Consider the following 23682-nt stretch of genomic DNA (forward strand, 5'->3'; position numbering starts at 1 on the left):
GCAGGAAAAATCAGCATGCCGATTTTGAACAGAGCCGCCGAACTCCAGGACGAAGTGACGGAATGGCGCCGCTATATCCATACGAGGCCTGAGCTGATGTATGCGGTGGAAAACACCGCCGCCTTCGTCGCCGAAAAGCTCAAGGCATTCGGCGTCGACGAGGTCGTCACCGGCATCGGCCGCACCGGCGTCGTCGGCCTGATCCGCGGCAAGGGCGAAGGCCGCACCGTCGGCCTGCGCGCCGACATGGATGCCCTGCCGCTCACCGAAATCACCGGCAAGCCCTGGGCTTCCGAGACACCCGGCAAGATGCATGCCTGCGGCCATGACGGCCACACCGCCATGCTGCTGGGCGCCGCGAAATATCTCGCCGAGACCCGCAATTTCAACGGCAACATCGCCGTGATCTTCCAGCCGGCCGAAGAAGGCGGCGCCGGCGGCGACGCCATGGTCAAGGACGGCATGATGGAGCGCTTCCGGATCGAGGAAGTCTACGGCATGCACAATCTGCCGGGGCTGCCGGTCGGCCAGTTCGCCATCCGCAAGGGCGCGATCATGGCGGCGACCGACGAATTCACGGTCACGATCAAGGGCCGCGGCGGCCACGCCGCCATGCCGCACAAGACGATCGACCCCATCGCCATCGGCGCGCAGATCATCACCAACCTGCAGCTCATCGCCTCGCGCAGCGCCGATCCGCTGAAATCGGTGGTCGTCTCCGTCACCAAGTTCAATGCCGGCAACGCCTATAACGTCATTCCGAACGACGCAAGCTTCGTCGGCACCGTGCGCACGCTCGACGCGGAGATCCGCGACCTTGCCGAGCAGCGCTTCCGGCAGATCGTCAGCGGCATTGCCGCCAGCCACGATGCCGAAGCGGAGATCCAGTTCCACCGCAACTATCCGGTCACCGTCAACCACGCCGACGAGACCGAGCACGCGATTGCCGCCGCACGCGACATCGCCGGTACTGCTAATGTCATCCCCAACATCGATCCCATGATGGGCGGCGAGGATTTCTCCTACATGCTGAACGCCCGCCCCGGCGCCTTCATCTTCGTCGGCAACGGCGACACCGCCGGCCTGCACAACCCGGCCTACGACTTCAACGACGAAGCCATCGCCCACGGCATCTCCTATTGGGTCCGCCTCGCCGAACAGCGCCTCAACGCCTGAGACGCCACCCTCTTTCCGTGCGCCTGACCACGGCGCACGGCCCCGCAAAAGCAGATTGTCTCCAGGACGTAAAAGGGCTTGGCTTCGGGCCCTTGCTTTTGTATGGATCAATGTCAGTGGTCCCGTAGCTCAGCAGGATAGAGCATCAGATTCCTAATCTGAGGGTCACGCGTTCGAATCGCGTCGGGATCACCATTGGTTTCAATGAATCTCATCCGTGACCTAGAGATTCCGGTTCTCTCCATGCCGTGGCGCGGCGCGACCTTTGGCGCAAATCGGCATTATCTTCGACACGGCAAAACTGAATCGCAAAAATCCCCCGCTGAAGATCGCTCGCTCCCACCTTTTCCACTCAAGTATGTTTTCGATCTCGGACTTTGCCATTTCCTCTGATCCCCAAGCCGAGAGGACCTCTCCCAATTCCACTGAGATTTCCGTTAGCGGAGGTTTGATTCATGTCGACGCAGTGTAACCCGTATTGAGCGTAAGTCAGATGGCAATAAAGGAATTAGAGTTGTGCCTTCTGATTTGATAAGACGATCAAACCATGCGGTTTTGGCTCTGGGAGACAGCTTCTATGGAATGGGTAGTGCCACTTGTCGGAGGTCTCGGCCTGGGATCGCTTCTGAAGACCGTGATTGACCACTTCAATTCCAGGCGTGCCGTGACGAAAGACCGCCTTTATCAAGAAAAGCGTGAGGCCTACATCGGCCTTCTCGGTGCGTTACACAAAGCGGCCATCCAACATTCGAACGAAAACTCCAAGGAATATGCCCTATGGCAGACCCGCTGCCAGCTATTCGGCTCGTCGGAAGTTTCGCGCTTCGCACAAGCTATCCTCGATACCAACGACGGACCGCGAGATGAAAGGGATGCGGCTTTTCACGGTCTAATCGAAACAATGCGGAAAGACCTACAGCGCTCGGCGTGACGTATGATTGTCATCGATCTGCAGGAGAACGCTCAGGGATTTCGCGGGCGCCGTCGTGGAGCGCCTGAAGCAGCAAAGGCGGGTTCACCGGCTTCTTGGGGCGACTATCAACGTGAGACTGGTAGCGTCCCGCGTCCGGCCCCCAATCGAAGTAGATCCCGTTTCCAGGCTGGCGCAGTTGTTCAGCTTCAGCTTGCGTGATTGTCAAATTGATTTCTGTTAGGCGCCGCACCCTCTTTTCGCCGACAATCTTAGCGAAGATTTCCAACGTATAATCGCCCGCTGCAAAATCGAAATTTCTCACGTCCGACGGGGTAAGAAAATGATGATTTGTGGCGACGCCTTCGGCGCCTACATATAGGCCAGAACCTCTTGCAAGCCGGTCTTCGCCATAGACCCAAATGCTGAAATTCTGTTGTGTCTCACCACGGCGAAGGCGAGCATAGGCGTTTTCGACGACATGACCACGGTGAGCACTTGAGAAGAGCAAGGTCCGTAGGAAGACTTTAGAAATCCCCTTTTCCTCACCCGTGCCGCCGTCAGGACCAAAGAAAATAACCGTTGGCTTAGTCATTTTGATCTCGCCCTTTCGAAGCAAGGTCAGCCAGAGCGTTGTCGCCGACATTGCTAGGGCCAGAACTGAAGCGCCGATGCTAAATATCTGCCCCAACTCCATTCGCATTATCCCCAATGATTCATCTATGCGGACCTTACCATGGAAGGACAATCTGAGCGTGAAGGAATTGGTTGCTGAGCAATCGAGAAGATCGAGGCCGCTGGCTAGCTTGGAGCGGCCTATGAGTGCATCACCGGATGCATCACCATTCCATTTTCCGTGTACGAATATTCTTGCTGCCTATTGAATTTCCGTGTACGAAAATTATATGGAGATCATCTGGACGAACTGAAGCGCGAAACAAACCTCGCCAAGCACGGCCTGGACTTTGCCGATCTCGATATTGAATTCTTCGCAGGTTCTGTCGTCGTCCCCGCGAATGATGGCCGCTCCATGGCCATCGGTGAACTGGACGGACAGATCGTTGCAGCCGTCGTATTCAAGCCGCTTGGCTCAGAAGCCATCTCGGTCATTTCGATGCGCCCTGCAAGCCGCAAGAAAAGGAAGCTCTTATGGTGACGAAGTTCTCTTCACGGCGCCCTCTGAATGAGAGAGAAGAAGCCGAAATTCAAAAGATGATCGCGTCCGATCCAGATGCTCCGGAAGCAACGGATGAGCAACTTGCTCAGGCGAAACCCTTCGCAGAAGCCTTTCCGGATCTGATGGGTAGCATTAAGCGCGCCAGGGGGCGGCCAAAAGTGGATGCACCGAAAGTCGCCGTCACCCTGCGAATAGATCCGGATGTCCTTGAGCGATTCCAGTCCAAGGGAAAGGATTGGCGAAGTGATATGACGCATGCGCTACGCAAGGCTGCTGGGCTCAAATAAGCCTAATCTCGAACCTGCGGCCTCGCTGCTGAAACGACCACAGCAGCCTTTGCCTCGATGCCCTGTAGGGTTACAAACATGACGCGCGTGATGGTGATCGGCAATGCAGGTGGCGGAAAGTCGACGATGTGCAGAGCATTAAGCACTGCGCACGCATTGCCTTATTTCGCAATCGACAAGATTCAGTGGAAGCCGAATTGGATCCAGACGCCCAAGTCGGAATTTGCAGCGTCGCATGAAACCTGGCTTTCGCAAGGGCGGTGGCTGATTGATGGCTACGGGTCGTGGGAATCCGTTGAACGTCGGATGGATGTGGCTGATACGATTGTTTTCGTGGATCACCCGATATGGATTCATTACTGGTGGGCCACCAAGCGCCAGGTGAAGTCTCTATTCCTTGGCCGCCCGGATGGACCTGACGGATGCCCGATGTTTCCGGTTACTATTCGTCTCTTCAAAATGATGTGGTGGCTGCATCGGGAAATGCGTCCAAAACTGCTTGCCGCAATCGAAGCTCACCGCGGGCACGCACGGATCATCCACATTCGATCACCGAAAGAGCTTGCTGAGTTCGCCGCCAACCCAGGATAGGCAGCAGCACGTCCCCCAACCCTGTTGTCGGAAGGTGGCGCCCTGACCCTCACCCCACCAAAATCCTGTTCCTTACCAGCCTCACCCCCGGCACGGCCTCGGCCACCACAGTCGCCCGCTCGATTTCCTGCGGTGTTGCCGCCGTTCCGTCCAAACGGATTTCCTGGCCGACGGCGGTTACTGTGACGTCGGAGGCGTCGAGGCCGCCGGCGACGGCGAGCGCATCGGCGACGGTGGATTCCAGTGCCGAGCGTTTAGCGTTTTCGCTTTCTATTTCAGGCCTTACGCCGTGAAACGTAGCCGCTTTAAAAACCATTGTTGCCCTTCTCCTGCGCCTCTGCCGGATGGGGAACGCGGTATCAGCGTATTGGTTCATTAGCGGCCCGAAAATTGCCGCAAAACCTGGAAACTCCAGCAGGAAGGGACCAGAGGGAGGGCGCCGATAGAGCTGCGGACTTGCCGCCTCCCGCGATCCCCTGTAGAGCCATGGGCGATTACAGCAATATTCGGACACTTGGAATGACAACCGGGAGCAAGGCGCCGCGCCGCCTGACGATATTGGGTTCGACCGGCTCGATCGGGCAAAACACGCTCGACGTCATCGCCCAATTGGGCGGGCGCGAGGCGTTCGAGATCGCCGCGATCACCGGGCACGACAATATCGATCTCTTGGCGAGCCAGGCGAAAGCCTGTGGCGCCGCTCTCGCCGTCACGGCCAATGAAGACCGGTATCAGGCGCTGAAGGACGCGCTTGCCGGCACCGGCATCGCCGCGGCGGCCGGCCGGAATGCTCTCATTGAGGCCGCCTCCATTCCCTCCGACTGGGTGATGGCGGCGATTGTCGGCACGGCGGGCCTTGCGCCGACGCTTGCGGCTGCGCACCGGGGCGCCGATATCGCGCTTGCCAATAAGGAATGTCTGGTTTCAGCCGGCGAACTCTTCGTCCGTGCCGTCAGCGAAGGCGGCGGACGGCTGATCCCGGTGGATAGCGAGCACAGCGCGATTTTCCAGGCGCTGGAGGACGACCAGCAGCATGCGGTCGAGCGCATCATCCTGACCGCCTCGGGCGGCCCCTTCCGCACATGGTCGCGCGAAGAGATGGCCAATGTCACGGCAGCGACCGCGCGCGCGCATCCGAACTGGTCCATGGGCCTGAAGATCTCCATCGGCAGCGCTTCGATGTTCAACAAGGCGCTGGAGATGATCGAGGCCAAACATCTGTTCAATGTCGGCCCGGATCAGATCGAGGTTATCGTCCACCCACAATCCATCGTCCATTCGATGGTCGGCTATACCGATGGCTCGGTGCTGGCGCAGCTCGGCTGTCCGGACATGCGCACGGCGATCGGCTATGCGCTGACCTATCCGTCCCGGCCGAAGCTCGATGTCGACCGGCTGGATTTTGCAAAACTGGCCCGGCTGGATTTCGAAGCGCCGGACGAGGTTCGTTTCCCCGCACTGCGCCTTGCCCGCACCGCGCTGGAACGCGGTGGGCTGCAGGGCGCCGTCATGAATGCCGCCGAAGAGATTGCCTTCCAAGCCTTCGTGGACGAACGCATCGGCTTCCTCGAAATGGCCGATATTGCCGAAGCGGTCATGGACCAAATGATCGGGATTGGCAGCGCCGAAACGATGGATGCAGTCTTTGCCGCCGATGATGAGGCACGCGGCCGCGCCAGCGCGCTTGTTGCCCAGCGCGACAAGGCAGCCTAACATCCTCGCCAACAACGCTTTTGCGGAGAGATCACTCCATGGCACTTCACCTCGAAACTCCGCTCCTCGAATCCCGACCGCTCAGCCAGGTTTCCGGATGCTCCATCTGGCTGAAAATGGATGCGCTCCAGCCGCCCGGCTCCTTCAAGATCCGCGGCATAGGGGCCGCCTGCGAACATCATGCCAGAAACGGAAAGCGGCGCTTCGTATCCTCCTCCGGCGGCAATGCCGGCATTGCGGTGGCCTATGCCGGTCGTCGCCTTTCGATCCCCGTATCGGTCTTCGTTCCGGAAACAACGACCGAACGGGCAAAATCGTTGATCCGCCAGGAGGGCGCCGAGGTTTTCGTGAACGGGGCATCCTGGCAGGAGGCAAACGAACACGCGCTGCAGGCGGTCGACGCGGGAACGGCGTTCATCCACCCCTTCGATGATCCGCTCGTCTGGACAGGCCATGCAACGTTGATCGACGAGGTCGTCAGAGCCGGCGTGCCGTTCGACGCCGTCGTTCTTTCGGTCGGCGGTGGCGGGCTGCTGGCCGGCATTTCGGAAGGACTTGATCGTAACGGTCTTCAGCATGTTCCGATCATCGCCGCCGAAACGGAAGGTGCCGCCTCGCTCGCAGCCGCAGTGAAAGCCGGAAAACCGGTGGAATTGCCGGCCATCACCAGCATCGCGACATCGCTTGGCGCTCGCAAGGTCGCCGAACGCGCCTTTGAGATTACTCGGAACAGGCCGGTCGATTGTGTTGTTGTCAATGACCTAGTCGCCGTCGACGCATGCATGCGCTTCCTCGACGATCATCGCGTCCTCGTGGAGCCGGCTTGCGGCGCCGCATTGGCCGTCGCCTACGCCCATGCCGATCAGTTGGCACGCTTCGAGCGCGTGCTGATGATCGCCTGCGGCGGAGCAACCGCAACCCTCACGCAGTTGCAAGCCTGGCAAACCTCCTGATCGATGTAGCCTCTTGGGCGACGATGCTTTTCGATAGGGCCGTCATCGGCCCACGAAAGCGCCAACATGTAGGCATAAACTTACCTATTGGTTCTGGTTATTGCCATTCCTGATAATGATGCTAGAGAGGAATTCCGGCCTTACTTTCAAAGGAATCAAGATGCCGGATCTCTCAACGCTCATTGTATTCGCCGCTGCGGCGCTGGTGCTAACCGCCACGCCCGGCCCAGACATGCTTCTTATTGCTTCGCGGAGCGTCAGCCAGGGCCGATCCGCCGGCTTCCTGACCTATGCGGGTATTGCGCTCGGCACCTATTGCCACGCCCTGGCCGCAGCACTTGGCCTATCACGGCTTTTCCTGAACGTGCCAATTGCCTATGAGATCGTGCGCTGGGCGGGCTGCGCCTATCTGCTCTATCTGGCCTTCAAGACCCTACGTTCGCAGGGCCCTGCCTTCGCGCCCTCGGCCGGACTCAAACGGCTTTCGGGCCGGCGCATCTTCATCGAGGGTCTCGCGACCAATATTCTAAACCCGAAGATGGCCTTGTTCGTGCTTGCCCTGTTCCCGCAATTCGTTGATCCGAACGGCTCGATGGTCATCCAGATGGCTCTACTGGCTACCATCCTGAATGGGATCGGCTTCCTAGTAAACGGTTCCGTCATAGCGCTCAGCAGCCACATCCGAGGTCGACTCTCGGCGATCAAGCATATTCCGAAGCTGCCGCAATATCTGCTGGCGACAGTCTTTGCCGGCCTTGCATGCCGCCTGGCCCTGGGAAGCCGCAGCTGACCTCTGCAGTATAAAAGATCATCGCGGAAATGGGCCGCACGCCGACATTTCCGCAATGAGAACCGCTTCAATTGTGCCGAAAGCCGCGCCCGTCAATCCCGGCGCGGCATGGTGAGAAAGTCACCTCTTACGCGACAGCCCTTGCCAGCGCACAGCGCGACCAGAGTGCATGCAGCGCGCCGACGAGATGGTCGATATCGGCGTCGGAATGCAGCGGCGTCGGCGTGATGCGCAGCCGTTCGGTCTTCTTCGGCACGGTCGGATAATTGATCGGCTGGACGTAGACGCCCATATCAAGCAGCAGATCCGAGATCCACTTGCACTTGGCGGCATCGCCGACCAAAACCGGCACGACATGGCTCGGATTCGGCATGTGCGGAATACCTGAGGCATCGAGCTGCGCGCGCAGCCGGCGAACCCGATCCTGATGGCGGGCGCGTTCGAACTGGCTGACCTTCAGGTGTCGGATCGAGGCGACTGCGCCTGCCGCCAATGCCGGCGGCAATGATGTCGTAAAGATGAAGCCGGACGCGAAGGACCGGATGAAATCGCAAAGTGCGGTCGAGGCGGCGATATAGCCGCCCATGACGCCGAAGGCCTTGCCGAGCGTGCCCTCGATCACCGTCAGCCGGTCCATCAGGCCTTCGCGTTCGGCAATGCCGCCGCCGCGTGGGCCGTACATGCCGACAGCATGCACTTCGTCGAGATAGGTCATGGCGCCGTATTTGTCGGCGAGATCGCAGATCTCCTTGATCGGAGCGATATCGCCATCCATCGAATAGACGCTCTCGAAAGCGATCAGCTTTGGCGCCTTCGGATCGGCGGCCTTCAGCTTGGCTTCGAGATCATGCAGGTCGTTATGCTTCCAGATGACCTTGTCGCACTTGGCGTAGCGGATACCTTCGATCATCGAAGCGTGGTTCAGCGCGTCGGAGAAGATGATCAGGCCAGGAATCTTCGCGCCGAGCGTGCCGAGCGTCGCCCAGTTGGAAATATAGCCGGAGGTGAAGATCAGCGCCGCTTCCTTGCCGTGCAGATCGGCGAGTTCCTGCTCCAGGAGAACATGGTAGTGGTTGGTGCCAGAAATATTCCGGGTGCCTCCCGCACCCGCGCCACAGTGATCGATGGCCTCTTTCATGGCTTCGATCACCTTGGGATGCTGGCCCATGCCGAGATAGTCGTTCGAGCACCAGACGGTTACGTCCTTGGAGCCTTCGGGCGTATGCCAGGTCGCGCGCGGAAAGCTGCCGCGCTGACGCTCCAGATCGGCGAACACGCGATAGCGGCCTTCCTTGTGTAGACCGTCCAGTTCACCTTTGAAAAATGCTTCGAAATCCATCATCTGCTCCAGAACCATGCGACCGTTTTCATGATTGCCGGTCTGCACGTCAACCCCTCCGCATCGCTTTCGCACTCGCTGCGGCAAATGGCCCTTAATTTTGAACAATTCCAGACAACAATTGTCAATCACCGAGAATTGACAATCGAACCTTTCTGGAACCTCGAAGCCGGAAAGGCAGCTAAGCCGCCCTTCCGGCAGTTTTCACGAGGCTTTATGCCGCCGCCGCGGCGCGCTTGGCCATGACCTTGATCAAATTGGCGCGATATTCTGCCGTGGCATGCAGATCGGAGAGCAGCGCCGACGAATCGATCGCCACGTTGGCGAGCGCATCCGGCGACCAGTTCGCCGCAAGCGCCTGCTCCATCCCGTCATGACGGAAGACCCCATCGGCACCCGCGCCGGTGACTGCGACCCGCACACCTCCCGTTCCCTTGGTGACGAACACGCCGGTCATGGCGTAGCGCGAGGCCGGATTGGGAAACTTGGCGTAGCCGGCCTTTTCCGGTGCCTCGAAGGTTATGGCGGTGATCAGCTCGCCCTCTTCCAGCGCCGTCTCGAACAGGCCGGTGAAGAAATCGTCGGCAGCGATCTGACGCCTGTCAGTAACGATGGTGGCGCCCAAGCCCAGCATGGCCGAAGGATAATCCGCCGCCGGGTCGTTGTTGGCGACCGAGCCGCCGATCGTGCCCATATGGCGGACATGCGGATCGCCAATCATGCCGGCAAGATCGCAGAGCGCCGGACAGACGGCGCGGATCGCCGCCGAGGAGGCGACCTCCGCATGCGTCGTCGCAGCCCCGATCGTTACCCTGCGGCCGTCGACGCGGATGCCCTTCAGCGCCGGAATATGCCTGAGATCGACGAGATCGCTCGGCGAGGCCAGACGCTGCTTCATGGTGGCAATCAGTGTCATGCCGCCGGAGACATATTTTCCCTCCGACGTATCGGACAGAAGCTTGACGGCTTCGTCGACCGAGGAGGCGCGGTGATAGTTGGTTGCGTACATGGTTTTCTCCTCCCCTTGTCTCAGGCCACGGCCTGCGCCGCTTCCCACACCTTGAGCGGCGTGGCGGGCATTGTCAGGGCATTATTGCCGATCGCATCGGTAATGGCGTTGATCAGCGCCGGCGGAGAGCCGATGGCGCCCGCCTCGCCGCAGCCTTTGATCCCCAGCGGATTGTTCGGGCAAGGAGTGTTTTGGTGCGACAGGTTGAAGGACGGCAAGTCGTCGGCGCGCGGCATGGCGTAGTCCATGAAGCTCGCCGTCAGCAACTGGCCGCTGGCATCGTAATGCACGCCTTCCAGCATCGCCTGCCCGACCCCCTGGGCGATGCCGCCATGCACCTGTCCCTCGACGATCATCGGATTGATGATATTGCCGAAGTCGTCAGCGGCGACGAACTGGATAATGTCGGTCTTGCCGGTTTCCGGATCGACCTCGACTTCGCAGATGTAGCAGCCGGCCGGGAAGGTGAAGTTGGCCGGATCGTAGAAGGCGGTTTCCTTCAAGCCCGGCTCCATGCCGGCGGGCAAGTTATGCGCCGTATAGGCGGCCAGCGCCACCTGGAACCAGGGCAGCGACTTGTCGGTACCGGCGACTTTGACTTCGCCGTTTTCGATGACGATATCGCTCTCGTCGGCTTCCATCAGATGCGCGGCGATCTTCTTCGCCTTGGCCTCCACCTTGTCGAGCGCCTTCACCACGGCGGACATGCCGACCGCGCCGGAACGTGAGCCATAGGTGCCCATGCCCATCTGCACCTTGTCGGTGTCACCATGAACAATCGACACGCTATCGATCGGCACGCCGAAACGGTCTGCGACGAGCTGAGCGAAGGTCGTCTCATGACCCTGGCCATGGCTATGCGAACCGGTGAGCACCTCGACGGTGCCGACCGCATTGACCCGAACCTCGGCCGATTCCCACAGGCCGACGCCGGCGCCGAGCGACCCCACCGCCTGTGATGGCGCGATACCGCAGGCCTCGATATAGCAGCTCATGCCGATACCGCGCTTCAGTCCGCGCGCCTCCGCGGCCGCCCTGCGGGCCGGGAAACCGTCCCAATCGGCCTGCTGCATGGCGGCGTTGAGAGAGGCCTCATAGTCACCAGCGTCATAATTCATGATCACCGGCGTCTGATGGGGGAAGGAGCGGATGAAGTTGGTTCGCCTGAGTTCCGCCGGTGAAACGCCGAGCTCGCGCGCCGCCGTTTCCATGGTACGTTCCAGCAGATAGGTTGCCTCCGGACGCCCGGCACCGCGATAAGCATCGACCGGCACCGTATTGGTATAGACAGTGCGGACATTGGCGTGGATCGCCGGGATTTCATATTGGCCCGAAAGCAGCGTCGCGTAGAGATAGGTCGGCACCGCCGAAGAGAAGAGCGACATATAAGCGCCGAGATTGGCGATCGTGTCGACCTTCAGTCCGACAACGCGGTTTTGCGCGTCGAAAGCCATCTTCACCTTCGAGACATGGTCGCGGCCATGAGCATCGGTTAGGAATGCCTCGGTACGGTCTGCCGTCCATTTGACCGGCACGCCGGTCTTCTTCGACGCCCAGAGACAGACGATCTCCTCGGGGTAAATGTAGATCTTGGAGCCGAAACCGCCGCCGACATCAGGCGCAATGACGCGCAGCTTGTTTTCCGGGGCGACATTGTAGAAAGCGCTCATGACCAGCCGGGCCACATGCGGGTTCTGGCTGGTGGTGTAGCACGTATAATGATCGTCGCCGGCATCATAGATGCCGAGGGTCGCGCGCGGCTCCATGGCATTCGGCGAGAGCCGGTTGTTGTGGATTTCAAGTTCCGTGACATGGGCCGCCTCGGCGATTGCCTTGTCGGTCGCCGCGGCATCGCCGAGCTCCCAGTCGAAGATCAAATTATCGACCGCTTCCGGATGGAGCTGCGGCGCGCCGGGCTTCAGCGCCTCGACCGCCTCGATCACGGCAGGAAGCTCTTCATAATCCACGACGACGGCTTCGGCGGCATCGCGAGCCTCGCCAAGCGAATCGGCAACGACGATCGCCACGGCATCGCCAACATAGCGCACCGTCTCGACAGCCAGCGGCCGCCAGGCGCCCATCTTCATCGGCGAGCCGTCCTTGGAATGAATCATCCAGCCGCAGATGAGGTTGCCGATGCCATCGGCCAGCAATTGCTTACCATCCAGCACGCCAATCACGCCCGGCATGGCCAATGCGGCCGAGGCATCGATGCCGGTGATCTTCGCATGCGCATGCGGGCTGCGGACGAAATAGGCATATTTCATGCCCGGCGCCACCATATCGTCGGTATAGCGCCCCTTACCCGTCAGAAATCGTTTGTCTTCCTTGCGCGCGACGCGCGCGCCAATGCCTTCAACGCCCATGACATCCTCCCATTGGGGTTCCGGGGTCGGCAATCCGCCAAGATAACGGTCGTTGGCGTTCGCCAGACAATCTCGGTGAAATTTTATTCGGCCGCCTGTTTGGCGGCATGCATCTCAGCATTGGCGGCAAGGACCGCCTTGACGATATTGTGGTAGCCGGTGCAGCGACAGATATTGCCGTCAAGTTCGGCCCGCACAGTCTTTTCGTCCAGCGCGCCGCCATGGCGATTGATCATGTCGACGGCTGTCATCACCATGCCGGGGGTGCAGAAGCCACATTGCAGGCCGTGATGCTCCTTGAAGGCGGCTTGAACGGGATGCAGTTCGCCATTGGCAGCCAGACCCTCGATGGTTGTAATATCGGAGCCGGATGCCTGCACGGCCAGGATCGAGCAGCTCTTGATCGATTTGCCATCCATGTGAATGACGCAGGCGCCGCATTGTGTGGTGTCGCAGCCGACATGCGTTCCTGTCAGGCCAAGCTTTTCTCTGATGAAATGGACGAGCAGCATGCGATCCTCGCACTCGCCGCCGACCGTCCGGCCGTTCACCGTCAAAGTCACTTTTGACATATTTTCCTCCTCGCCTCTCCTCCAGAGGCAACAGTCATCATTTGACTTTTTTGTAGTGCAATCAACCTCTACTTTAGAAAGACGGTGGATTTTTCTCTCCGTCTAGTTCCTTTTCTTTGCCAAATGTTGATCTATCGAGTTTAGCACCAAAAAAACCGCAACTGCCCAATGGACAAACATATTTTGCACGATATTTCTTCGTAGCTGCAGGGACTGCAAGGACAGCCCATCGTGGTGGAGCTGAAAAAATTGGGACGGCGTTGGCCGGGGGTACCGGCTTAACTAACGTTGGAGAGAATATATGAAGAAAGCTCTTATGCTCGCATTGGTCGGCTTGTCTATCGCAAGCTGCACCCCGACTGAACAAGGCGCCGGCATCGGCGCGGCATCTGGCGCCATCATCGGCGGCGCCGTTACCGGCAATGTCCGTGGTGCAGCCGTCGGCGCCGCGATTGGCGGTGTTTCGGGTGCAGTGATCGGCAGCGTCGCCGAACAGCCGGGCCAGTGCTACTACCGTGACCGCTATGGCCGCCGTTACATCGACGATTGCCCGCGTGGCGGCTATCGTCGCAGCTACTATGATGGCGGCGGTTACTGATCCAATACGGATTTGAGATACCGAAGTCCCGGGCCTGAGGTCCGGGACTTTTTGATTCCGGCTCCTCGTCTTTTCATCTGTAAGAGGTGCAAAACTGGTGTCGCCCCAAGGGAAATGACGCCAATTTCAACGCTGGATCGAAGCAATGACCATGGGAGCGACGACCGCCATTTGCTCCCTAAAGAGCGCTGAAATAGCCCTAAGTCCCGGACGAAAATCCGGGATTTTTCATTTCCGCCGCGGTCTTTTGCAGGTTTTTGAGTCTAAAAAGGTACACGCGGGACGGTTTTGCCTCTATGGTGGCCCGCGCGTTAACCCGGGGGAAACGCCAAACTGAGAAAGTTCTTATATAACCGTAAAGCGGCGTATGCATAAAAGAACTGGTCCGAGGAAGAGTATTGCGTATCGGCGAGCAGGCACCGTAATGGCGGTTGCGGCAACGATTGCGCTCGGCCCACTCCATGCCGGAAACGCGTTTGCTTTCAAACTGTTCGGCATGACGCTCTGGGGCGAAGACGATACGACAGACCAGGTTTCCGATCCCGTTCATTACACCGTCGATTTCAAGACGGACAATCTCGACAAGGATCTCAAGGAGGCCTTGACCGACAGCTCCATGCTGGTTTCGGACAAGAAAAAGCCCGTCTCCGGCGACCTCGGCGTCGTCATCAAGGCGCGCGATGATCGCGACCGGCTGATCGCCACCCTCTATGAAAAAGCGCGCTATGGCGGCGTGGTCACCATCACAGTCAACGGCACCGATATCGATGCGCTGTCGCCGAATCCCACCTTTGGCCGTTCGAAGCCCGTCGCAGTCACCATCAGCGTCGATCCAGGCCCGGTCTTCACGCTAGGCAAGATCAAGCTGCTCGGCGATGCCCGCAATCTCGACCCTGCCGGCTATGGGCTTGTTCCGGGCGGTGACGCCGGCTCGCTGACGATCCTGAAAGCCGGCGACAAGATCGTCGCAGACTTCAAGAACCAAGGCCATCCGCTCGCCAAGCTGATCAAGCGCGATGTCGTCGCCGATCACGAGACCAACAGGGTCGACGTGGCGCTCAGCGTCGAAAGCGGGCCCATGGCGCCCATCGGCAATGTCGGCGTCAGCGGCCAGAAATCGGTCGACCCGGATTTCATCAAGCGCTATGCCCGCATCAACGAGGGCAAGCCCTATTCGCCGGATGAGCTGAAGAAAGCTTCCGACCGCCTGCGTAAGCTCGGAGTCTTTTCGAGCGTCACCATCCGCGAGGCCGACAAGCTTGCCCCGGACGGCAGCATTCCCATGACCATCGAAGTGGCTGAAGGCAAGCAGCGCTATTTCGGCGTCGGCGCGCAATATTCCACCATCGATGGTTTCGGCGTGCAGGGCTATTGGGGTCATCGCAACCTGACCGGCCGGGCGGATTCGCTGCGCATCGAAGGATCGGTCTCCCGTATCGGCGAAACCACTGATGTCGGACAGCTCGACTATAGCGCCGGCATTACCTATGTCCGGCCAGCGACCTTCTATCCCTCGGCAACCTTTACCGCCGGCCTGAAGATGCAAAGCCTGCATCCGGATGCCTATGATGCCGATACCATCACCGCGAGCGGGAGCCTTGCCTACGAGCTCTCCGATCAGGATACCGTCTCCGGCGGCGGCGAAATTAGCTATGAGCAGGACAGCACCGACGCCTATGGCGATCAAAACTATCTGACGCTGGCGATCCCGCTCGAATATGTCAGGGACACGCGCGACAACAAGCTGGACCCGACTGCGGGCTACCGCGCCTCTGTCAGCGCCAAGCCGAGCTATGAAGCAATAGGCGGCGGAGTGTTTAGCTCCTTCGAAGGCTCGATTTCCGGCTATCAGGGCGTCGGCGCCAACGATAATGTCGTCTTCGCCGGCAAGCTTTCTCTCGGCTCGCTGATCGGCTCCAACAGTATAGAGGACATTCCGGCGACTCGGCGCTTCTATGCCGGCGGCGGCGGCTCGGTACGCGGCTACGCCTACCAGGAAATCACGCCTTATAATTCCAATGGCGATGCGCTCGGCGGCCGCTCCTATGCCACCGCCTCTCTTGAAGCCCGCATCAAGATCACCGATACGATCGGCATCGTGCCTTTCGTCGATATGGGCAGCGTCACCGACAGCACTTTTCCTGACTTTTCCGATGTTCGCATTGGCGCGGGCGTCGGTGTGCGCTACGCTACACCCTTCGGTCCCATCAGGCTCGACGTCGCCGTCCCGCTCAGGAAATATGAGAATGGTACGGCATACGGCATCTATGCCGGCATCGGTCAAGCCTTCTGACACGCCGTACGATCGCAGACGGTTCAGCACGCGGTTACAAAAATTGAGGTTACTGTCGCTCTCATGAGCATGTTGATTCGAATTGTCGGGAGATTGGTGCGCCTCATCGCCTATGCGTTCGTGGCAATTCTCGTGCTTGCGATCGCCGCCGTGCTCATTGTCGGCTTTGTACCCGCCGCGACCGACTATGCCGTCAATCAGGTGGCGAAGCTCGTCTCGACACCGGACCAGACCATCACGATCGCCGCGCCGTCGGGTCTCCTGACCGGCAACCTCCGCGTCGGCTCGATTGCGGTTGCCGACACCAAGGGCACGTTCGCGAAGGTGCAGAATCTCGCCATCGACTGGTCGCCGGTCTCGCTGCTGACGGGCACTTTCCATGCCGACCGCGTTGCCGCCGACGCCGTCGATTTTCAACGCCTGCCGGTGTCAACCGCAAAACCGGCGACAGAACAGCAGGCAGCGGCGAACGAAGGCAAAGGCTTCTCGCTGCCCATCGCCGTCGATATCGGCGCCATCGCATTGCCGAATCTTCGCATCGGGCAGGCCGTTGCCGGCCAGGATTTCGCGCTTGCCGCCAACGGCAGCGTCAAGGCGAACAGCAGCAGCGTCGACCTCATCCTCGATGCCAATCGCCAGGACGTTCCGGACGCCAAGCTCTCCGCCGATATCGCTTTTGCACCGGCTGAAAACCGCCTGAACCTGAAGGCCGAAATCGCCGAACCGCGTGACGGAATGCTGGCCGGGATGCTGCATCTGCCGGGCGGCCCGGCGATCAATATCAATCTTTCCGGCGAAGGCCCGTTATCGAACTGGACCGGCAAGCTGCAGGCAGCACTCGACGGCAAGCCGACGGTATCGATCAATGGCCATCATGCCCTTTCCGCCGAAGGGCTGCACCGTATCGACGTAAAGGGCGGCGGCGACGTCGATTCATTGCTGCCGCCGACCTTCCGGCCCCTCTTTGCCGGCCAGACGACGATCGACCTTGCGGCGACCTTCGACGGCAAGGGCAAGATCGATATCCAGACCGGCAATCTCGCCACCGGCAGCGTCGTCATCGCCGCTTCCGGCACGCTCGATCCCTCAGGCAATAACAGCCTCAACGCCAACCTGCTCGGCACATCGGGGCCTGTGGATTTCCGCTGGCCGATGGAAGACGGCGAAGTGCGGGCGATGATTTCGCGTGTCGATGTCGCGCTGACGGGCGCTGCGCCGTCCGTGAAGATCGATGCCAAGGCCTCGCTCGAAAGGGTCAGCACGCCGCAGGGCCAGATCGGTCAGGTGAATCTTAGCGCCAAGAGCGACGCCTTCAACCTGACCAACGGCTCCGGCCCGCTGCAGCTTCGCCTCGTGATCGGCCAGACGGCCTTCATCAGCCCCGACCTCAACCGCCTTATCCGCGCGCCGGTCGCGCTGACGGCGCCCTTGCAACTCTCGCCCGACATGATCGGCTTCAACAATACGACGCTGGAAAGCGCCAGCATCGGCGGCACCATCAACGGCAAATACACGCTGTCATCGAAGTCGCTCACCGGCAACTTCAAGATCTTTGCGCTGCCCGCCGTACTGCCAGACGGTGTGTCCGACAAGTTCGAGGGGACGATCTCGCTGGAGGGTCAGGTCGCCGGCACCGTGCCGACGAAAATGAACCTGTCCAACCTGGCCCTGAAATCGAATGTTGCCGAAATCAGCGGCAGTGCCGCGCTCGATGGCCAGGCGCTGACATCGGATATCACCGGCAAACTGCTCGATCTCTCCAAGCTCGTCCCCAATGCCGAAGGACAGGCGGATATCGGCCTGAAAGCCAAGGGCCCGCTGGCCGCGCTCGGCATCGATGCGACGCTGAAAGCGGTCAACGTCAAGCTGGCCGGTCGCCTGCTGGACACGCTCGATGTGGCGCTGACCGGAACCGCCGATCCGAATGCGCCACAGGCGAGCGTACAGGCAAGCGGCGCAATCGAGGGCAAACCGATCAGCATTACCGCCGATGCGACCTCGCAGAACGGCCGCACCAGCATTCCGAAGCTCGCCGTCGAAGTCGGCGCCAACAAGCTGCAGGGCAAGCTGGATCTTTCGCCAAGTTTCGAACCGTCGGGCGCGTTGAACTTCGATCTGCCTGACCTCAGCCTGCTTGCAGCCCTCGCGGGGCAGAAGGCCGACGGCGATCTCAAGGGTTCGATCGATCTCTCCAACGCCAATGGCAAGATCGGCCTGAAAGTCAATGCCAGCGGCAGCGGCATTCGCCGCGACGATCTCTCGATCGACAAACCGGCCATCGCGCTGACCGTCGACGACCTCAAGGCTTTTTCCGCCAATGGCAGCATCCGCGCCGACGCCATCGCCTCCGGCGCCGACCGCATTGCCAATCTCGGGCTGACCTTCACGCAGCAGGGCAACCGCACGGTTTTCGATCTCAAATCGAACTACGACAACGCGCCGCTGACAGCCAATGGCAATGTCGAAACCGGCGGTGGCCAGACGGTCGTCAGCCTCGATAATTTCGCCGGCGCGCCGCGCACCATTCCGGTCAAGCTGGCATCGCCGACCAAGATCGTCGTCAAAGACGGCACGGCATCGCTGAGCGGCCTCACCATCCAGACCGGCGGCGGTTCGGTGACGGTCAACGGCACGGCTGGACAAGCGCTGAATATCACCGCTGAGATCGCCAACCTGCCCGCCAGCCTCGCCAATGTCTTCGCCCCGACGCTTGCCGCCGAAGGTGCGATCTCCGGCAAGGTGACGGTGACCGGCAAGCCGGCCGCACCCGTCGTCGCCTTTCAGACCAATTGGTCCGGTGCGGCGACCAGCCAGACGAAATCGGCCGGGCTCGGCCCGCTCGGCATCAAGGCGAACGGCCAGTTCGCCAACAACACCGTCACCATCGACACGAACCTTACCGGCCAGAATGGCCTGGCGCTCAACGGCGGCGGCACCGTCGCCATTGCCGGCAGCAAGGCCCTGGGGATGAGTTTCTCCGGCACCCTGCCCTTCGACGCGGTGGCCGGGCAGCTTGCCGCGCAGGGCCTCAGCATGACTGGCACGGCGAAGATCGACATACGGATCGCCGGCACGACCGCCGCACCTGCCGTCACAGGCACGATCACCACCGACGGCTCCAAACTCGTCGATGTCCGTCGCAATCTCACCCTCAACGGCCTCGCCGTCACCGTCACGCTCGACGGCAGGCAGGCGGTGATCTCGCGGCTCAACGGCAATCTCGCCAGCGGCGGCAGCGTATCGGCAAGCGGCACGGTCGGCATTGTTCCGGACAGCGGCTTTCCCGCCGACATCCAGTTGAAATTCAACGATGCCACCTATGTCGACGGCACGCTGGTGACCGCAACCATCAACGGCACCCTCAACATCAAGGGGCCTTTGCTGACCGCACCAGCGCTCACCGGAAGTCTGCGGCTCAACAAGGCATCGATCACCGTGCCGGAAAAGCTGCCGGCCTCGCTCTCCGAGATCAATATCAAACACAAGAACGCACCCGCCGCCGTCAGCGCCCAGTTCAGGGACCAGAAGCCTCAGGGCCCGCGCGATAAATCCACCACCCTCGGTATCGACCTGCAGCTTGACGCGCCCGCGCAGATTTTCGTCCGCGGCCGCGGCATCGACGCGGAACTCGGCGGCAATATCACAGTTCGCGGCACGGCCGCCAATCCGATCGTCTCCGGCGGCTTCACCATGCGGCGCGGACGCCTGACTATCCTCAGCCGCCGTCTGGATTTCACCAACAGCAGCAAGATCACCTTCGGTGGCGACCTGACGCCTGCCCTCGACATGGAAGCCACATCGACCGTGAATTCCACAACCATCACCGTCGACGTCACGGGTTTGGCTACCGACCCGAAGATCAGCTTTTCCTCGTCGCCTGCCCTACCGCAGGACGAGGTGCTGGCGCAACTGATCTTCGGTCAATCGATGTCCAAGCTTTCAGCCCTGCAGATCGCCCAGCTCGCCGATGCCGCGAGCCAGCTCGCCGGCGGCCGTTCCACCTCCTTGTTCGAGGGGCTGCGTAGCCATCTCGGTGTCGACGATCTCGACATCACGACGGACTCAAAGGGCCAGGCCCAGGTTGGCGCCGGTAAATATCTGAACAAGCGCACCTATATCGAGCTGCAGCAGGGCGCCTCCAACAACACCAAGGCGATCATCAATCTCGACGTAGGCCGCGGCGTTAAGCTACGGGGCGCAGCCGGCTCGGATGGCGCAGGCGAAGCCGGGATCGTTTATGAGCATGAGTATTAAGGAGATCACACGACTTTCTGCTCAAGCCAATCCGCGGCCACCTCGCCCTTCGAGGCCTTGCCGCTTTCGCTGACGCTTAAACGTCAAAGTACCCCAGGGTGAGGTTGAGAGAGTTTTGGGGCGCGCAAGAGACCAGTCCTCACCCGCAAGCCTCCTGGGCTTGTCGAAGGGGGCTGGAGCCTCAAAGGGCGAGGGCGGGTGGTGCCTCCTTGGAAAGAATGTTTAAAATCCCATCTTGCTCGTCTTCAGCAGGATATTGGACTCCGTCGTGTTGATACCGTTGATCAAGCGAATCCTGCGCAGCGTTTCGTCGAAGGAAGCGAGATCGCGATCCTCCAGCTCGGCGATGAAATCCCATTTTCCGTTGGTGCTGTGCAGCGCCCTCACCTGCGGCAGGCCGCGAAGCTGATCGGCGACCTTATCCGCCAATTTGCCGAGCACCTCGATCATGACGATGGCGCGCACCCCGGCGGAGCGGGCCTCGTGGCCGGTTCTGATGGTAAAGGCGGTGATGGTGCCATTGTCGACCAGCCGTTCGATGCGCGCCGTCACCGTGGCGCGTGAGGCGCCGGTCGCTGCCGCAAGCGACGAGACGGAGGTGCGGGCGTTGTGGCGCAACGCACTCAGGAGGTCACGATCGAGATCATCCATGGACTTATCATTCTGCTAAATGGCATTTATCAATCTGTCGAAGACTACTCGATTTTTGACAATTTTCCATCTTTTTGCTGTCATCTCCGTCGCTGATAATCGACACCGACAGCCAACCTGTATCTTGGATAACGCATAGGCCTTCCCGAAAGCCACTCTGCACTTTTCGGGCTTATGCGCTGAACGGAGGACCGCCGATGAACGTAGAACCCACATCCATCACGCTGATCGGCGTTCCGCTCGAGGAAGGCTCCGGCCGCCGCGGCGCCGGCATGGGCCCGACGGCCCTGCGCATCGCCGGCATCGAGACGATGCTGACCGAACTCGACCATCGCGTCACCGACAGCGGCGACCTGCATCCGGCCCCCGCCGCCGACCTGCCGGACCATCCGAAAGCGCATAATCTGAAGACCGTTGGCGCCTTCACCCGCGCTCTGGAAGCCAAGGTTTACGAAGTTGCCTCATCGGGCGGCTTCCCGCTGATCCTCGGCGGCGATCACAGCCTTTCCATGGGCAGCGTCTCCGGCATGGCGCGCCATGCGGCTGAGGTTGGCCGGCCGCTGTTCGTGCTCTGGCTCGACGCGCATTCAGACTTCAATTCGCCGGCCACATCTCCATCGGGCAATATTCACGGCATGCCAGTCGCCTTCTTCTGCGGCGAAGCGGAGATTGCCGATATCCTGCCGGCCTCCCGCCCGCTGGTCGATCCGAAGAAGGTATTCCAGGTCGGCATACGCTCCGTCGACCCGCACGAGCGCCAGGAAATCCGCGAGCATGGCGTCAACGTCTTCGATATGCGCTCGTTGGACGAGCAGGGCGTGGCAGCCATCATGCGCCAGGTGCTCGACACCATCAGCGCCGCCAATGGCCTGCTGCATGTCAGCTTCGATGTCGATTTCCTCGATCCGGATATCGCGCCGGGTGTCGGGACGACCGTGCCGGGCGGCGCGACTTTCCGCGAAGCCCATCTCATCATGGAAATGCTGTCCGACAGCGGCCTCGTCTCGTCGCTGGATCTGGTCGAGCTCAATCCCTTCCTCGACGACCGCGGCAAGAGCGCCCGCGTCCTGGTGGAGATGGCGGCGAGCCTCTTCGGACGACGCATTTTCGATCGCCCGACACGGGCAGCATAATTCTCGGGGGGAACTTACCATGAGCGCATCAACCGATCTTATCGCCACTGAACAGCGCCTCGGCGCCCATAATTACAAGCCGCTCGATGTCGTGCTGACCCGCGGCGAAGGCGTCTATGTCTGGGACACCGACGGCAAGCGCTACCTCGATTGCCTGTCAGCATATTCCGCGGTCAACCAGGGGCATTGCCATCCGAAAATCCGCGAGGCGATGATCGAGCAATCCGGCAAGCTGACGCTCACCTCCCGCGCCTTCCGCAACGACCAGCTCGCCTATCTCTACGAGGAGCTGGCGGCGCTGACCGGCTCGCACAAGATCCTGCCGATGAACTCCGGCGCCGAAGCCGTCGAAACCGCGATCAAGGCGGTGCGCAAATGGGGCTATGAGGTGAAGGGCGTTCCGGAAAACCAGGCCGAGATTATCGTCTGCTCCAACAATTTCCACGGCCGGACGCTCAGCATCATCAGCTTCTCGACCGATCCGGATGCCCGCACCGGCTTCGGCCCCTATACGCCGGGCTTCCGCACTGTTCCTTTCGGCGATGCTGAGGCCTTTGCTGCCGCGATCAACAAAAACACCGTCGCAGCGCTGATCGAGCCGATCCAGGGCGAGGCCGGTGTCATCATTCCCGCGCCCGGCTACTTCACCCGCGTGCGCGAACTCTGCACCGTCAACAACGTCACCCTCATCCTCGATGAGATCCAGACTGGCCTCGGCCGCACGGGTAAGCTGCTCGCCGAGGAGCATGAGGGCATCGAGGCCGACGTAACGCTGATCGGCAAGGCTCTGTCGGGCGGCTTCTATCCCGTCTCCGCTGTGCTTTCCAATTCTGAAGTGCTTGGCGTCTTGAAGCCCGGCCAGCATGGCTCCACCTTCGGCGGCAATCCGCTGGCCTGCGCCGTCGCTCGCGCCGCGCTGCGCGTCCTGACTGAAGAAGGCATGATCGAGAACGCCGCCGTCATGGGCGATTATTTCCTCGAAGGCCTGCGCTCGATCCGTTCGACTATCGTCAAGGACGTCCGCGGCCGCGGCCTTATGATGGCGGTGGAGCTGGTGCCGGAAGCCGGCGGGGCACGACAATATTGCTACCAGCTCAAGGATATCGGCCTGCTCGCCAAGGACACGCACGACCACACGATCCGCCTCGCGCCGCCCCTGGTCATCACCCGCGATCAGGTCGATTGGGCACTGGAACAGATCGACAAGGTGCTGGCCCAATAGGCCTGATCTTGAGAAGTACCTAAAGTATATCCTGCCGAAATCTCTTCGGCAGGTTTAGGTTTGAGCAACATTCTTGCGTTATTCTCATGATAACGCGTCAGTTTTGGCGCCATACTTGAATGGGAAGAATGTTCATGGCCACGATCAATTCCACCAGCTTCAGCGGCGACACCTTGGAGATCATTGCCTTCCGGCTTCATGATCAGGAGTTCTGCGTCAAGACCACCACGATCCGCGAAATCCGCGGCTGGGCGCCGTCGACGCCGATCCCGCATGCGCCGGCCGATGTCATCGGCGTCATGAACCTGCGCGGCTCGGTCATTCCGATCATCGATCTCGCCTACAAACTCGGCATGAAGAGCACGGTCGCAAACGAGCGCAGCGCCATCGTCGTCGCCGAAGTCCACAACATGGTCATCGGTATGCTGGTCGACCGCGTTTCCGACATCCTGACGATCTCCTCGAGCCAGGTCCAGCCGGTCCCTGAGGTCACGGCTTCCTTCGATCGCGCCTTCTGCGAAGGCATCATCGCCACCGAAAGCGGCATGATCTGCTTCCTGAACCTCGCCAAGATGTTCAAGGAAAACGAAACGGAAGAACTCGCCGCCTAAACGCTCGTTCTTCATACCATTCTCTATGAATAGAGCC

Annotated in this window: 21 protein-coding genes and 1 tRNA gene; 15 read left to right on the top strand and 7 right to left on the bottom strand. The window is 60.5% G+C overall.

Annotated elements, in window-relative coordinates; translation table 11 throughout:
* The first annotated feature begins 15 nt into the window (after nt 1-15).
* The 3 genes from NXC24_RS18095 (at nt 16) to NXC24_RS18110 (ending at nt 2107) form a co-directional block, all read left to right on the top strand.
* The gene (locus tag NXC24_RS18095) at nt 16-1176 is read left to right on the top strand and encodes a M20 aminoacylase family protein (RefSeq protein WP_104824552.1); all 1161 of its coding nucleotides are present in this window, start codon (nt 16-18) and stop codon (nt 1174-1176) included.
* A 118-nt stretch (nt 1177-1294) separates the two neighbouring features.
* A tRNA-Arg gene (locus NXC24_RS18100) sits at nt 1295-1371 on the top strand.
* A 382-nt stretch (nt 1372-1753) separates the two neighbouring features.
* Nucleotides 1754-2107: a hypothetical protein gene (locus tag NXC24_RS18110; protein ID WP_104824554.1), complete on the top strand. Its 354-nt coding sequence runs from the start codon at nt 1754-1756 to the stop codon at nt 2105-2107.
* Between the two features lie 10 nt (nt 2108-2117).
* On the opposite strand, the gene NXC24_RS18115 is transcribed toward NXC24_RS18110, so the two are convergent.
* On the bottom strand, nt 2118-2783 hold the full coding sequence (locus NXC24_RS18115) for a hypothetical protein (RefSeq protein WP_104824555.1): 666 nt from the start codon (nt 2781-2783) through the stop codon (nt 2118-2120).
* Between the two features lie 183 nt (nt 2784-2966).
* Between NXC24_RS18115 and NXC24_RS18120 the strand changes: the two genes are divergently transcribed.
* The 3 genes from NXC24_RS18120 (at nt 2967) to NXC24_RS18130 (ending at nt 4141) form a co-directional block, all read left to right on the top strand.
* On the top strand, nt 2967-3242 hold the full coding sequence (locus tag NXC24_RS18120) for a BrnT family toxin (RefSeq protein WP_245463903.1): 276 nt from the start codon (nt 2967-2969) through the stop codon (nt 3240-3242).
* Nucleotides 3236-3550 (top strand): BrnA antitoxin family protein, encoded by a 315-nt coding sequence (locus NXC24_RS18125; protein WP_104824556.1) that lies wholly within the window; start codon nt 3236-3238, stop codon nt 3548-3550. Before NXC24_RS18120 ends, NXC24_RS18125 begins: the two co-directional genes overlap by 7 nt.
* Nucleotides 3551-3628: 78 nt before the next feature.
* Nucleotides 3629-4141: a EutP/PduV family microcompartment system protein gene (locus NXC24_RS18130; protein WP_104825236.1), complete on the top strand. Its 513-nt coding sequence runs from the start codon at nt 3629-3631 to the stop codon at nt 4139-4141.
* Nucleotides 4142-4190: 49 nt separating this feature from the next.
* On the opposite strand, the gene NXC24_RS18135 is transcribed toward NXC24_RS18130, so the two are convergent.
* Nucleotides 4191-4457, bottom strand: coding sequence for a BON domain-containing protein (locus NXC24_RS18135; RefSeq protein ID WP_104824557.1), 267 nt, complete (start codon nt 4455-4457; stop codon nt 4191-4193).
* A gap of 203 nt (nt 4458-4660) precedes the next feature.
* Between NXC24_RS18135 and dxr the strand changes: the two genes are divergently transcribed.
* The 3 genes from dxr to NXC24_RS18150 all read left to right on the top strand — a co-directional run bounded on the left by dxr (nt 4661) and on the right by NXC24_RS18150 (nt 7597).
* The gene (gene dxr / locus NXC24_RS18140; protein ID WP_104824558.1) at nt 4661-5854 is read left to right on the top strand and encodes a 1-deoxy-D-xylulose-5-phosphate reductoisomerase; all 1194 of its coding nucleotides are present in this window, start codon (nt 4661-4663) and stop codon (nt 5852-5854) included.
* 38 nt (nt 5855-5892) lie between these two features.
* Nucleotides 5893-6807 (top strand): pyridoxal-phosphate dependent enzyme, encoded by a 915-nt coding sequence (locus tag NXC24_RS18145; protein ID WP_104824559.1) that lies wholly within the window; start codon nt 5893-5895, stop codon nt 6805-6807.
* A 160-nt stretch (nt 6808-6967) separates the two neighbouring features.
* Nucleotides 6968-7597 carry a LysE family translocator gene (locus NXC24_RS18150; protein ID WP_104824560.1) on the top strand — a complete coding sequence of 210 codons (630 nt, stop codon included), beginning with the start codon at nt 6968-6970 and terminating at the stop codon, nt 7595-7597.
* A gap of 127 nt (nt 7598-7724) precedes the next feature.
* Here the strand turns inward: NXC24_RS18150 and hemA are convergent, their stop codons facing one another.
* The 4 genes from hemA to NXC24_RS18170 all read right to left on the bottom strand — a co-directional run bounded on the left by hemA (nt 7725) and on the right by NXC24_RS18170 (nt 12883).
* Complete coding sequence (hemA, locus tag NXC24_RS18155; RefSeq protein ID WP_104825237.1) at nt 7725-8936, bottom strand: 5-aminolevulinate synthase; 1212 nt, start codon at nt 8934-8936, stop codon at nt 7725-7727.
* A gap of 214 nt (nt 8937-9150) precedes the next feature.
* Entirely contained in the window at nt 9151-9945 is a 795-nt protein-coding gene (locus tag NXC24_RS18160; RefSeq protein ID WP_104824561.1) for a xanthine dehydrogenase family protein subunit M, read from the bottom strand.
* 20 nt (nt 9946-9965) lie between these two features.
* A complete protein-coding gene (locus NXC24_RS18165; RefSeq protein WP_104824562.1) occupies nt 9966-12311 on the bottom strand; it encodes a xanthine dehydrogenase family protein molybdopterin-binding subunit in 2346 nt (781 codons plus the stop codon).
* 83 nt (nt 12312-12394) lie between these two features.
* Nucleotides 12395-12883 carry a (2Fe-2S)-binding protein gene (locus NXC24_RS18170; protein WP_104824563.1) on the bottom strand — a complete coding sequence of 163 codons (489 nt, stop codon included), beginning with the start codon at nt 12881-12883 and terminating at the stop codon, nt 12395-12397.
* A gap of 301 nt (nt 12884-13184) precedes the next feature.
* Here NXC24_RS18170 and NXC24_RS18175 point away from each other — a divergent pair, with 301 nt between their 5' ends.
* The 3 genes from NXC24_RS18175 to NXC24_RS18185 all read left to right on the top strand — a co-directional run bounded on the left by NXC24_RS18175 (nt 13185) and on the right by NXC24_RS18185 (nt 20028).
* Nucleotides 13185-13481 carry a glycine zipper domain-containing protein gene (locus NXC24_RS18175; protein ID WP_104824564.1) on the top strand — a complete coding sequence of 99 codons (297 nt, stop codon included), beginning with the start codon at nt 13185-13187 and terminating at the stop codon, nt 13479-13481.
* Between the two features lie 367 nt (nt 13482-13848).
* A complete protein-coding gene (locus NXC24_RS18180; RefSeq protein WP_199773496.1) occupies nt 13849-15774 on the top strand; it encodes an autotransporter assembly complex family protein in 1926 nt (641 codons plus the stop codon).
* Between the two features lie 63 nt (nt 15775-15837).
* Complete coding sequence (locus tag NXC24_RS18185) at nt 15838-20028, top strand: translocation/assembly module TamB domain-containing protein (RefSeq protein WP_104824566.1); 4191 nt, start codon at nt 15838-15840, stop codon at nt 20026-20028.
* Between the two features lie 222 nt (nt 20029-20250).
* On the opposite strand, the gene NXC24_RS18190 is transcribed toward NXC24_RS18185, so the two are convergent.
* Nucleotides 20251-20679 (bottom strand): Lrp/AsnC family transcriptional regulator, encoded by a 429-nt coding sequence (locus tag NXC24_RS18190; protein ID WP_028751246.1) that lies wholly within the window; start codon nt 20677-20679, stop codon nt 20251-20253.
* A 197-nt stretch (nt 20680-20876) separates the two neighbouring features.
* Here NXC24_RS18190 and rocF point away from each other — a divergent pair, with 197 nt between their 5' ends.
* From rocF to NXC24_RS18205, 3 genes are all read left to right on the top strand, one after another.
* Complete coding sequence (gene rocF / locus NXC24_RS18195; RefSeq protein WP_104824567.1) at nt 20877-21812, top strand: arginase; 936 nt, start codon at nt 20877-20879, stop codon at nt 21810-21812.
* A 19-nt stretch (nt 21813-21831) separates the two neighbouring features.
* Nucleotides 21832-23034: an ornithine--oxo-acid transaminase gene (rocD, locus tag NXC24_RS18200; protein ID WP_104824568.1), complete on the top strand. Its 1203-nt coding sequence runs from the start codon at nt 21832-21834 to the stop codon at nt 23032-23034.
* Between the two features lie 134 nt (nt 23035-23168).
* Nucleotides 23169-23645, top strand: coding sequence for a chemotaxis protein CheW (locus tag NXC24_RS18205; RefSeq protein WP_104825238.1), 477 nt, complete (start codon nt 23169-23171; stop codon nt 23643-23645).
* Nucleotides 23646-23682: the final 37 nt, after the last annotated feature.

The sequence above is a fragment of the Rhizobium sp. NXC24 genome (genome assembly GCF_002944315.1).
Classification (GTDB): Bacteria; Pseudomonadota; Alphaproteobacteria; order Rhizobiales; family Rhizobiaceae; genus Rhizobium.

Bases quoted from the DNA above. Each gene is read 5' to 3' on its own strand.
- NXC24_RS18095 (WP_104824552.1), top strand. From the start codon at position 16: ATGCCGATTTTGAACAGAGCCGCCGAACTCCAGGACGAAGTGACGGAA.
- NXC24_RS18110 (WP_104824554.1), top strand. From the start codon at position 1,754: ATGGAATGGGTAGTGCCACTTGTCGGAGGTCTCGGCCTGGGATCGCTT.
- NXC24_RS18115 (WP_104824555.1), bottom strand. From the start codon at position 2,783: ATGGAGTTGGGGCAGATATTTAGCATCGGCGCTTCAGTTCTGGCCCTA.
- NXC24_RS18125 (WP_104824556.1), top strand. From the start codon at position 3,236: ATGGTGACGAAGTTCTCTTCACGGCGCCCTCTGAATGAGAGAGAAGAA.
- NXC24_RS18130 (WP_104825236.1), top strand. From the start codon at position 3,629: ATGACGCGCGTGATGGTGATCGGCAATGCAGGTGGCGGAAAGTCGACG.
- NXC24_RS18135 (WP_104824557.1), bottom strand. From the start codon at position 4,457: ATGGTTTTTAAAGCGGCTACGTTTCACGGCGTAAGGCCTGAAATAGAA.
- dxr (WP_104824558.1), top strand. From the start codon at position 4,661: ATGACAACCGGGAGCAAGGCGCCGCGCCGCCTGACGATATTGGGTTCG.
- NXC24_RS18145 (WP_104824559.1), top strand. From the start codon at position 5,893: ATGGCACTTCACCTCGAAACTCCGCTCCTCGAATCCCGACCGCTCAGC.
- NXC24_RS18150 (WP_104824560.1), top strand. From the start codon at position 6,968: ATGCCGGATCTCTCAACGCTCATTGTATTCGCCGCTGCGGCGCTGGTG.
- hemA (WP_104825237.1), bottom strand. From the start codon at position 8,936: ATGGATTTCGAAGCATTTTTCAAAGGTGAACTGGACGGTCTACACAAG.
- NXC24_RS18160 (WP_104824561.1), bottom strand. From the start codon at position 9,945: ATGTACGCAACCAACTATCACCGCGCCTCCTCGGTCGACGAAGCCGTC.
- NXC24_RS18165 (WP_104824562.1), bottom strand. From the start codon at position 12,311: ATGGGCGTTGAAGGCATTGGCGCGCGCGTCGCGCGCAAGGAAGACAAA.
- NXC24_RS18170 (WP_104824563.1), bottom strand. From the start codon at position 12,883: ATGTCAAAAGTGACTTTGACGGTGAACGGCCGGACGGTCGGCGGCGAG.
- NXC24_RS18175 (WP_104824564.1), top strand. From the start codon at position 13,185: ATGAAGAAAGCTCTTATGCTCGCATTGGTCGGCTTGTCTATCGCAAGC.
- NXC24_RS18180 (WP_199773496.1), top strand. From the start codon at position 13,849: ATGCATAAAAGAACTGGTCCGAGGAAGAGTATTGCGTATCGGCGAGCA.
- NXC24_RS18185 (WP_104824566.1), top strand. From the start codon at position 15,838: ATGAGCATGTTGATTCGAATTGTCGGGAGATTGGTGCGCCTCATCGCC.
- NXC24_RS18190 (WP_028751246.1), bottom strand. From the start codon at position 20,679: ATGGATGATCTCGATCGTGACCTCCTGAGTGCGTTGCGCCACAACGCC.
- rocF (WP_104824567.1), top strand. From the start codon at position 20,877: ATGAACGTAGAACCCACATCCATCACGCTGATCGGCGTTCCGCTCGAG.
- rocD (WP_104824568.1), top strand. From the start codon at position 21,832: ATGAGCGCATCAACCGATCTTATCGCCACTGAACAGCGCCTCGGCGCC.
- NXC24_RS18205 (WP_104825238.1), top strand. From the start codon at position 23,169: ATGGCCACGATCAATTCCACCAGCTTCAGCGGCGACACCTTGGAGATC.